Below are 10,992 nucleotides of genomic sequence, written 5' to 3' on the forward strand. Positions count from 1 at the left end.
GGTCTATAATCGACCGCTGCGAAAGACCCCGTAGATCAGCCAGATCCCCAGCAGACTCGACATCATAAAAATGGGGATGCTGATAAATACCAGATTTGAGTCCAGAGAAATGGTAATGGCGGAAGCCAGGATCAGAGAAGACATCACCATTCCGATGGCCAGCCGATTTCCGGAGCGGTCTAACTCTGTCGTCAGATGATTGATGCCGTTCAGTTCCAGATGAACCTTGAGTTCATCATCACTCAGTTTTCCGAGAGTGCGGCCGATCTGCTCAGGCAGGTCATGCATGACTTTGGACAGACTGCAGGTTTCTGACCAGATCCGATTCATAATCGCCTTGGGATGATAGCGTTCAGAAGAAAGCCGATAGATGTAAGGCTCCATTTCCTGCGCGATATTCAGTTCCGGCGCAATCCGAGTTGCGATTCCTTCCAGAGTGATCAACGCACGAATTAACAGCATGATGTCAACGGGACAGCGGATACGGTGATTCGCCAGAATATTGATAAAATCCGTCAACATTTTACCGACGCTGATTTCGTCCATAGGCACGCCATAATAATTGCCGATAAAATCCCGGAGATCCGCCCGTAAAAGCTGGTGGTCGACGTTGCGTTTCGCTTTGCCAATTTTCAAGACAACTTCCACCAGTTTCGCCGTATCTTTGCGGGCGACATTCAGGAAAAGATCAACGAGCATATCCCGACGTTCTTCCTCCAGAACTCCGATCATCCCATAGTCCAGCAGGCACAGGGAACCGTCCGGCATTACTCGAAAATTCCCCGGATGAGGATCTGCATGGAAGATGCCAAACTCGAATGTCATCTTCATAAAAATACGGGCACCATTCGCCGCCACTTCATGAGCACTGATCGGCAGATTTTTGAGTTCGCTGTCATCATCGATTTTATAACCGTCGATGAATTCCATGGTAATCACATCACCCTGTGTCAGATCCCTGTATATTTTGGGGACATACAGTGTGGCGTCGTCCTGAAACAGTCGGCAGAATTCATCCGTCGAACGGGCTTCGCGGGAAAACTGCAGTTCGCGGTGAATGGTTCGTGAAAACTGATTAACCAGCCCGGTGGGATCAAACACTTCTGCATCGGGAAAATGGCGTTCGATCATCATCGCCAGTTCCATCATCAGACTGAGATCCTGCTCGATCACTCGATCGATGTCGGGACGTTTGATTTTGACGACGAGCGGAGTGCCATCATGGTGACGTGCACGATGCACCTGCCCCAGTGAACCGGCGGCTAATGGCTGAGGATCGAATTCCGCGAACAACTCACTGACAGGAGCTTCCAGTTCCCGTTCCACAATTCCCATGGCAATCTCGCCGGGAAACGAAGGAACGCGTTCCTGAAGCTTGGAGAGCTCCCGAATCACATCGCGGGGTACGAGATCGGGGCGGGTACTGACCACCTGGCCAAACTTGATAAACGTGACCCCCAGGCTTTCCAGGGCCAGGCGAATCCGCTTGGCGCGGGTCAGTTTCACTTCGGGCTCTGCACGCTTCCAGAACAGCAGCCTGCGCCCCCAGCGGAGATAGCGTCTTAACCGCAGCTGATCAACGAGGTCGTCAAAACCGTAGTTCATGAGAACCGTCACAATTTCGCGGCTTCGACGTAGATTTCTGATTAACCGTAAGGGATTTGAGTCCAAAGTCTTCTCCTGCAAAGCAAACGATCTCACGAAAACCCTCTTCAGGAAGCGCGGTGTCGCTATGGTTCGGTTTCACTTTTTATCTTACCAGACTATAACAGACGTTCCTATGCAGCCAAGCCCCGATCCTGTTAAAATAGGATTCGTTCAAATCATTATTCAAATCATTATCTGTACCATCTGAAAGGCGGAGCCCGACATATGCGATTCATTCAATTGAGCCTGCTGATTATCATGAGCCTGACTGTTCCCTGTCGAGCTGGTGACTGGCCTCAAATTATGGGTCCATCGCGAAATGGACATGCAGCCGAAAGTGAATCACTGGCAGCCAAATGGCCTGCCGGCGGTCCCGGTTTGAAATGGCAAAGGGCTGTCGGAAGTGGTTTTGCTGGAGTATCGGTTTTCCAGAATGTAGCGATTTTATTTCATCGTCTTGAAGACCAGGAAATCGTCGAAGCACTGCAGGCTGACACAGGGGAAGTGATCTGGAAACATCAGTCACCGGTCAGCTATACAGGTTCATACAACCCCAACGATGGCCCCATTGCAGTCCCCTTAATCTATAACAACCGTGTGTACGTTTATGGAATCACCGGACACCTGCAATGTCTGGATTTCAAAACGGGAAAACAGATCTGGTCCCGTCAGACACACAAAGATTTTCAAGTGGGAGAAGGCTTTTTCGGAGTTGGCAGCACACCGATCATTATCGATGATAAGCTCCTGGTCAATGTAGGTGGTAAACGCCAGAATGCCGGCATTGTCGCGTTTTCACTGGATCAAGGCAGAACGCTCTGGCAGTCCATGCCCGACGATGCCAGTTATTCTTCGCCGATCTCTGTTTATCTGAATGGTCGTTTCTATGCCGTATTTATTACCCGACTTCACCTGATCGGCATCGATCCGGAAAACGGGAACATTCTGTTTCAGTTCCCCTTTGGCAAGCGGGGAGCTACCGTCAATGGTGCCAACCCGGTCCAGGTCGGCAGGAATATTTTTGCGACTGCCAGCTACGGAGTCGGCGGTTTCTGGGGGATTGTTGAAGGCAATAACACATCCGAGATCTGGCGAGGCCTGAAACCGATGGCCAGCCAGTACACCACCCCCATCGAATACGACGGCGCTCTCATTGGCGTAGACGGCCGACAGGACATAGGTCCTTCGAGCCTGCTCTGTTTTGATCCGAACGAGCAGAAAGTACTCTGGTCCCAGGAGAACTATGGTTACGCGACCTTGATCGAAGCGGACGGCAAGCTACTCATTCTGAAAACGGACGGGACCCTCGTGATGGCCACCGCCTCGAAAGAAGAATATAAAGAACTGGGGCGTGCCCAGGTTTTGAATACTACGACCCGTGCCCTCCCTGCTCTGTCGAATGGTCTGTTATTCGTCAGAGATACCAAAGCCCTCAAGTGTCTGGATCTCAACAAACCGGTTCAGCCTCCCGCTGCTTCAGATAACTCCAGCTCAAACTAAGGATTTCCCGTAAAGATGCCAGCCAGCCAACGTGCTAAAAGTGAAGAACAGTTTGCCCGCGCCATGAAAGTCATTCCTGGAGGCGTTAACAGCCCCGCACGTGCTTTCGGAGCAGTCGGAGGACACCCCGTTGTCATTGACCGGGGGGAAGGTCAATACCTGTATGACATTGATGGTAACCGCTATATCGATCTGGTAGGTTCCTGGGGACCTCATATCCTGGGACACCTGCATCCCCGGGTAATGCCTCGAATTGAAGAAGCCCTCAAGAAAGGCACCAGTTTTGGCGCTCCAACTTTAGTGGAAACAGAACTGGCCGAACTCGTCGTGGACCTGGTTCCCTGCGTCGAAAAAGTACGGATGGTCAATTCCGGTACCGAAGCGGGCATGAGTGTGATTCGACTGGCTCGCGGATATACAGGACGGGATAAAATCATCAAATTTGCAGGCTGTTATCATGGTCATGTCGACAGCCTGCTGGTTCAGGCCGGCAGCGGTGCCCTGACTCTGGGGACGCCTTCCAGCCCGGGTGTCCCGCAAGGTTGCACTGCCGATACACTGGTTCTGGAATACAATGATATCGAACAACTGAAAGAAACCTTCGTGCAACTGGGAGATCAGATTGCTGCGGTCATCCTGGAACCAGTTGTGGGAAATATGGGTGTGGTACTGCCCGAACCCGGTTTTCTGGAAACCGTGCGGGAAGTCTGTACTCAAAATGGCTCGGTATTCATCATGGATGAAGTCATGACTGGCTTCCGTGTTGCCCTGGGTGGTGCACAACAGCGGTTTGATATCATGCCGGACATCTGCATGCTCGGAAAAGTGATTGGCGGGGGGATGCCTGTCGGCGCGTACGGCGGTAAAGCAGAAATCATGGATGTGATTTCACCCGTTGGCAGCGTGTATCAGGCGGGAACCCTGTCCGGAAATCCGATTGCCATGGCTTCCGGGATTGCGACCCTGGAATGCCTGCGAGAAACCAATCCCTATGCCGAGTTGGAATCGAAGACCAGCCGCCTGACCCGGGGATTGCGTGCAGCGGCTGCGAAAGCAGATCTGCCTCACACTCTGGCGGAATGCGGTTCGATGTTCACCCTGTTTTTCAACCCGGAAAAAGTCACCAGTTACGCGATCTCTGCAAAGAATGATACGGCCCGCTTTGGTCGGTACTTCCAGGGCATGCTGGATCGGGGAGTCTACCTCCCCTGCAGCCAGTTCGAAGCCAACTTCACATCGGTGATGCTGACTGACGAAGATATCGATCACATCATTCAGGCGGCAGAGGAAGTCCTCCAGGAAATTGGTTGATCAGACAGAGGTAATTTAAGGCGTAAAGTCTGTCTGATTGTTGATGGCCAGGCAGAACTCCGCCAGTAGACGGGCCGCCTGTTCCAGATCGTCTAGCGAAATGACTTCAACCGGGCTATGCATATACCGATTGGGAATCGCAACGATTCCCGTCGCCATGCCCCCCTGGTTCAACTGCATCGCATTGGCATCATTACCGGCGGGCCGTGAGATTCCATTGATCTGACAGCTGATTTCGTGTTCATCTGCGAGAGTCTTTAATGACGAGAATACGACGGGATTCACATTCGGTCCTCGATAAACGACCGGACCACATCCCACTTTAATATCGCCATTTTCCTGCTTGCTCACAGCGGGACAATCCGTCGCATGGGTGACATCGACGGCAATTCCGACTTCCGGCTGAATGGAATAGGCACTGGTCTTTGCACCACGCAGGCCGATCTCTTCCTGAACGGTTGAAACAGAGAAGACACCGACACCCGGTGCTTTCTGGCTGACTTGTCTTAATGCCTCCATGACAACCCAGACCCCCACCCGGTTATCCATGCCCGGGGCAGACGCCAGATTATTTAGCATCGGTCGAAAACCCAGTTCAAAGGTTACTGGATCTCCAATGGCAACCAGCTTGCGGGCTTCTTCGCCGTTTTTTGCTCCGATATCGATCCAGAGGTCTTTGATTTCTGGAACGGTTTTGCGTTCATCCGGCGTCAGTAGATGAATGGCTTTACGGGCGATCACACCATGGATGGGACCAGAAGCGGTATGAACCTGCATATTCTGCCCCAGGAGCATCTGGATATCCCAGCCACCAATCAGATTCGCCCAGAGGTATCCCTCATCATCAATGTATTGCACGAGCAAGCCAATCTGGTCACAGTGGCCGGCAAACATCACCCTGCGTTCCGCATCCGGATTGACGGCGGCGATCACGTTGCCGTGCAGGTCGGTGGTAATTTCATCCGCGAATCCACCGGCAAACTCTCGCACTACATCCTGGATCGGACCTTCATAGCCCGAAGGTGCGGGGGAATGGAGCAGTTTTTTTAAGAAATCCAATGACGATGCATCCATGATTCTGGTCCTGACTGGTGGAGGTTTTCAGCTTCTATACGAATAGGCACTTCGCTTGACTGTGCCTGCCTGTCGCTTAATACATGCGATTCTAAGTGTCTGTATTTTAGTAACTTATGATTTTAATTCAATGTAAGATCTGCAGTGCTTTTAGAGAGGAAATCATCATCAAAAGTACAGAATTCCGGTCCCAGAAAAGCAGAAAAAGTCTCTGTCTTACGGGAATCTCTAAGCTAAAGTTTTAATACCACGAAAGCCAACCTGCTGACACTGATTATTTCCGTAGATATCAGTCATAGCAGATATTTTGTATGGCAAATCTACCCTTGGCACAAACATTGAAATTGCTTTTTTCACGAAGCATCTGAGGAAATAATGACAGACTGGACCAAATTACGTAAAGACCTGATTGGTGAAGGAAAAAGAAGTCCACTTCCTCCTGAAATTAAACTTCCCATGCTGCCCAAGGCGGTGATGGAATTTTCGCGTAAAGCAGAAGACCCCAATACCACTCCGAAAGAGCTCAGTAAAATTATCGAAACTGACGCTGGCATCTCCTGTGAACTGTTGCGAATTGTCAATTCCAGCGCTCTGGGTTTGAGACGGAAAGTCTCTTCTATACAACAGACAATCACTCTCCTGGGAATTCGCTCCACCAAACTCTTCCTGGTCACCACCGGGTTGAAGCAGGCCATGTCAACCAGTGATTCCAAACTGATCAATCTGCCAAACTTCTGGAGTACCAATCTTGAGCGGGCTCTGATGGCGCGGGAGATTGCTTTACTGATGAAAGTCGATCCCGATGTTGCATTCTCCGCAGCCATGCTTCAGGATTTTCTCTTACCCGTTCTTTCCCGGGAACTGTTTGATCAATACCTGCAGTTTACGGTGAGTCAGGACAGCACTCCCTGTCTGCTCAGTGACTATGAACTTGAACATTTCCGCTGGAACCATTGTGAAGCAGCCGCCCATGTCATGCTGGACTGGTCATTTCCTGATGATCTGATCTGCCTGGTCTATCTGCACCATGAAGGGTTGAAATTACTGACCAATGACAGGTTGGGACTGACTCCGGCAGCAGCTGTCGCAGTCGCGTCACTGATCCCGGATCCGCTCCGGCAAAACCCTGAGGGTTTGCAACAGTTAGTGACACTGGCTGAAGCCTGGCCTGAATTCAAGCTGTTTGACCTGGCAGAGAAAATTGATCAGGAACTGAGAGAAGAATCAACGGCGGCAGCGAATTACCTTTCGCTCAAAAACCGCCTGGAGAAATATGCGGTACTGCTGGAAGATGAATCTGCTTCATAAGTCAGTACTCAGGATCCGGGGTCGTGCTCAGAACGAGCATGTCCCCTTCAGGAAACAGTTGTTGAATAGTCGCTGGACTGTTTCAGGCTTTTTTCCCACTTTTCTTTTTCAGATCGTACCTGTTCTTCGGTAGGAGTCTGTTGAGCAGCGATCGTATCGCTCTTCAAAAGATACCGACCATCCTCGGTATGAGTACAGAACTGTTTGAACCAGAGCATACTGGCAACATTCGGCTGCGGACTATATAGAGTCACCGCGATCCCTTTTTCATAGAGATCATACAGCATGCCGAAAAATCCACTGGGGATATACTTAACAGACGACAGTTCGACACCAATCGATTTACAGCCTTCCTGATCAACCAGACGCGTCAACGTCTCGCGCAGCAGGGCCAGATCGGCTCCGTCCCAGATTTCCATTGTTCCGAAATCCAGTACGGTCACTCCTTCACGCTCATAGACGCTCATTCTGTCGCGTTTTGATGCCATGCCGTTGTACTCACTTTCTGCTTGTTCTTCTTGTTGAATATCAAAGCTGCTGAACAGTGAACTGTTAAGAAGATTGAATAGACGCAAAGCGCGGGCCATTGATGCCCTGATTCGTTTACTTCTGTTTCTAAAAGCAGGTAAACCGCTATATCATTGAGACTTAAGAAATGTCAGCCGATTTCAGATTAATAATTTCTTCATCCGCGCTGTTGTATTTTTTCTACACCAGATCAACGTCAGGTGTAAAAAGACATCACAAAAGGTTTGGATGCGGAAACACGCCAGGGGAGCAACACTCTCTACGCTGTTGCCATTTCTAACCTTCACTACGAGCGAGAGAGCACGAATGTTGGATTTTGGCAACAAGATCACGGTTTCTACCACGACGTTTGAGTCGGAAAAACCTGACAGGGAAAAGTGGCATTACTGAACAATGCCTTTTGTAAATGGAAAGCAACGTGAGAGAAACTTTGCCGCGCAGCAGCGAATCCTGAAAAGAAACTGATAGAAATAATCTCTTTGATTTCAGGACCAGACTGGCGACCAGTTATTTATAGTCCCGAATCGAGGCAGGCACTTCTGCCTGCATTTGCTGATACAGTTTCATGAGACGTGCGACAACTTCGGGATGTTCGCTCGCTACGTTTTTCTGTTCTGCGGGATCCTGCTCCAGGTTGAACAGCATCATGGGCACTGGCTTATCACCGGTAAGAATGCCTGGTTGCTGATCCGGCATCGCCTGTTCGTAAGGTGCGATAATGGTCACACCATCGGGTCCGCGCGGGTCAATCCAGTCTTTCCCTTTCCCGGCGAGTACCTGCCGGGGGGAAGGTTTCACATGTAACTTCCAGGGACCGCTACGAACGGTAAACAGCGAATTCCCTTTCATTGAATACAGAGCCTGATGGGGAGTCGGTGCCTGCTCTGTCAAAACGGGAAACAGGTCTTTGCCATCAATGACCCGATCAGTCGGAACCGGAATTCCTGCCTGCTTCAGAATCGTGGGAAAGACGTCAATCGAACCGCAGACAGTATCAATCACCTGCCGGGGCGGAATTTTACCGGGCCAGCGGGCGATCATGGGAACGCGCAAGCCCCCTTCCCAGCTGGTCGACTTCATCCCGGAAAGACCGGCGGTATTGCCTCCAAACCAGGGGCCATTATCAGATGCAAAAATAACCAGTGTGTTCTCATCCAGATTCAACTCGCGCAGGGTTTTAAAAATCTGCCCGACACTCCAGTCCAGTTCGGCCAGCACATCACCATACAGGCCGGCTCCACTTTTTTTGTAGAATGCCTCTGAAGCAGCCAGTGGCTTGTGAGGCATCGCATGTGGCAGGTACAAAAAGAAAGGACGCTCCTGATTCTCCTGAATAAATTTAACGGCCCGTTCCGTATAACGTTTCGTCAGGTTCGCCTGAATGACTGGATACTCCAGCAGCTTTTCCCCCTGCATCAAATTGACGGGGCGCATGTCATTGGAATAAAGAATTCCCAGATAATCATCAAAGCCATGCCGGGTCGGATAATATTCCGGATCATGTCCCAGATGCCATTTGCCAATGCAGATCGTCGCATACCCGTTGTCTTTGAGCAGTTCACTCAAAAGCAGTTCGCTCTCGGCAATTCCCACCCCACTACTGAATTTCTTTCCATCCGGTGCAGGATTAAACCACACACCATGCCGCCAGGGATAGCGGCCTGTCAAAAGCGTCGCACGCGAAGGAGCACAGTAAGGAACCGGAACATTAAACTGAGTTAATCGTGCGCCCTCTGCAGCCATCTGGTTGATATGAGGTGTCTTAAACTTTGGATGCCCATAGCACTCAAGATCTCCATACCCCAGATCATCAGCAAAGATGATGATGAAATTCGGTTTCGCAGCAGCTTTCGCAGCAAACAGTGGCTGCTGAAGACAAAACAACACAAAGAGAAGACTGAAGACAATTCGTTGAGCGCTTTTCACGATGAATTCCTGTCCAAACGGGTTCAAAATGCCAATGAATGGTAGAACATTTGAGCTGGCGATTCTCTGAATCTCAGCATAACAGACAGCATAACCCATAGCAAATAATGATGTTAAGTTAACAGAGATTCCCGTTCCGTCAGAATTTCCAGGCCAAAATCACTACCAGCCTGCGATGCAATTTCGCCTTGAGTCATCCAGCCAGATGGATTATTTTTCGCATTGAAACTGCTTTATATTCAGCAGGTACTGCTTCACACTGCAAGGATGCAAAATGAACGCCGCCAAAATCTTTTTAACCCTGGCGCTCGCCGGGGCCACACTGACCGGATGTAGCGGCGCGAAAGATGCTAAACGCGCTCCTGAGGAAGCACAAGCGCCTCGCATGTCAGAACAACCCGAACCAGCATCGGCAGTTTCTGATGAGCAATTAAAGTCGAAGAAAAAAGAGAAGCACGAAACCGTTCGTGTCTTTTATGGCACCGATCGCAATCTGACAGGTTCCCCCCATCCCAAGACGTATTTTGGAACCAGACGCGCCAGTCTGTCATTGGGTTTCTGTGATGTGAGTATCCCGGAAAATCACGAAGCCGGTAAACTGGAATCACCTAAAATCTGGAAACTGGAATTCCGGGAAAACCCCGATAAGCATGTCGTGCTGAAATCCATTGAGCCCGCTTCCGGATCAGACTTTTTATTACAGCTGCGCCAAACCATCGAAGAATCAGTAGAAGTCGAAGAAACCCCCAACGGATTAATCAAGGTTGGCGGGGAAGCGTTCATCTTTATTCACGGCTTTAACAACTCATTCGAAGATGCAGCACGCAGGACGGCACAGATCGCCTACGACCTGAAATTCAAAGGTGCCCCCTTAATGTATAGCTGGCCTTCGCAGGAGAGAGGTTCTATCTGGGCCTATAAAGAAGATGGCCGCACTGCGCAGTGGTGTGAAGAAAATGTCACCCTGTTTATTGAAGCCATTGCACGAGAATCTGGAGCCAGAAAAATCCATCTTATCGCTCACAGTATGGGAAATCGGGTTTTATCGAGGGCATTGAAAAACATTTCACAGAAACTGGCTCTCACGCAGGAAGAAGAGCCGTTGTTTAATGAAGTAATTCTGACAGCGCCCGACATTGATGCACAGGTCTTTAAAGAATCGATCGCCCCGCACATAGTTCAGACGGCAGAACGCTTCACGATCTATTCCTCGTCAGAAGATCTGGCATTGAAAGCTTCGAGGGTCGTCAATTCCTACTGGCATCAGCGTCTGGGAGAAGGGGGCTCTTATTTGACCGTGTTCCCCGAATATAAAAAAATCAATGTCGTGGATGCCTCGGAAATTGATACCAACCTGTTCGCACTCGGGCACTCGTATCACGCTGACAGTAATACCGTCCTCTCCGATGTCAGACTGGTATTCCAGGGAATTCCCGCAGGGGAACGTAATCTCAGATCGCTGCTGGAAAATCTCGCCTGGAAATTTCAGAGCAACCGCAGCCTGCTGGGCCGTGCAATTCGAGGCACGTTTCGCTAAGCGACTGACATAACTTTGCCAGATGTATCGGGTAGGAGGGGGATTGCTCCCCCGTCCTCCCACACCACCGTGCGTACGGTTCCGTACACGGCGGTTCAGAACAAGTGCTCCAGTCAGACTGGTCATCAATGGTATCCTCGCATGCCGACCTGGTTTGATAC

8 protein-coding genes are annotated in these 10,992 nt (G+C 50.3%); 4 read left to right on the forward strand and 4 right to left on the reverse strand.

What is annotated here, in order from left to right; translation table 11 throughout:
• Positions 1-3 precede the first annotated feature (3 nt).
• Positions 4-1,671, reverse strand: a complete 1,668-nt coding sequence (locus ACN0YN_RS14375; protein ID WP_417385709.1) for an ABC1 kinase family protein — start codon at positions 1,669-1,671, stop codon at positions 4-6.
• Positions 1,672-1,872: 201 nt separating this feature from the next.
• On the opposite strand from ACN0YN_RS14375, the gene ACN0YN_RS14380 reads away from it, so the two are divergent.
• Together ACN0YN_RS14380 and hemL are read left to right on the forward strand one after the other, a co-directional pair.
• Positions 1,873-3,147 (forward strand): PQQ-binding-like beta-propeller repeat protein, encoded by a 1,275-nt coding sequence (locus tag ACN0YN_RS14380; protein WP_417385710.1) that lies wholly within the window; start codon positions 1,873-1,875, stop codon positions 3,145-3,147.
• Positions 3,148-3,162: 15 nt separating this feature from the next.
• Positions 3,163-4,458: a glutamate-1-semialdehyde 2,1-aminomutase gene (hemL, locus tag ACN0YN_RS14385; RefSeq protein WP_417385711.1), complete on the forward strand. Its 1,296-nt coding sequence runs from the start codon at positions 3,163-3,165 to the stop codon at positions 4,456-4,458.
• A gap of 15 nt (positions 4,459-4,473) precedes the next feature.
• Here the strand turns inward: hemL and ACN0YN_RS14390 are convergent, their stop codons facing one another.
• Entirely contained in the window at positions 4,474-5,532 is a 1,059-nt protein-coding gene (locus tag ACN0YN_RS14390) for a M42 family metallopeptidase (RefSeq protein WP_417385712.1), read from the reverse strand.
• 375 nt (positions 5,533-5,907) lie between these two features.
• On the opposite strand from ACN0YN_RS14390, the gene ACN0YN_RS14395 reads away from it, so the two are divergent.
• Positions 5,908-6,840, forward strand: a complete 933-nt coding sequence (locus ACN0YN_RS14395) for an HDOD domain-containing protein (RefSeq protein ID WP_417385713.1) — start codon at positions 5,908-5,910, stop codon at positions 6,838-6,840.
• Positions 6,841-6,887: 47 nt separating this feature from the next.
• Here ACN0YN_RS14395 and ACN0YN_RS14400 read toward each other — a convergent pair whose 3' ends face one another.
• Together ACN0YN_RS14400 and ACN0YN_RS14405 are read right to left on the reverse strand one after the other, a co-directional pair.
• Positions 6,888-7,328, reverse strand: coding sequence for a hypothetical protein (locus ACN0YN_RS14400; protein ID WP_417385714.1), 441 nt, complete (start codon positions 7,326-7,328; stop codon positions 6,888-6,890).
• Between the two features lie 547 nt (positions 7,329-7,875).
• Positions 7,876-9,294, reverse strand: a complete 1,419-nt coding sequence (locus ACN0YN_RS14405) for a sulfatase (RefSeq protein WP_417385715.1) — start codon at positions 9,292-9,294, stop codon at positions 7,876-7,878.
• Between the two features lie 274 nt (positions 9,295-9,568).
• On the opposite strand from ACN0YN_RS14405, the gene ACN0YN_RS14410 reads away from it, so the two are divergent.
• A complete protein-coding gene (locus ACN0YN_RS14410) occupies positions 9,569-10,831 on the forward strand; it encodes an alpha/beta hydrolase (protein WP_417385716.1) in 1,263 nt (420 codons plus the stop codon).
• The last annotated feature ends 161 nt before the right edge of the window (positions 10,832-10,992 follow it).

It is taken from the genome of Gimesia sp. (genome assembly GCF_048260065.1).
In the GTDB taxonomy this organism is placed as follows: Bacteria; Planctomycetota; Planctomycetia; order Planctomycetales; family Planctomycetaceae; genus Gimesia.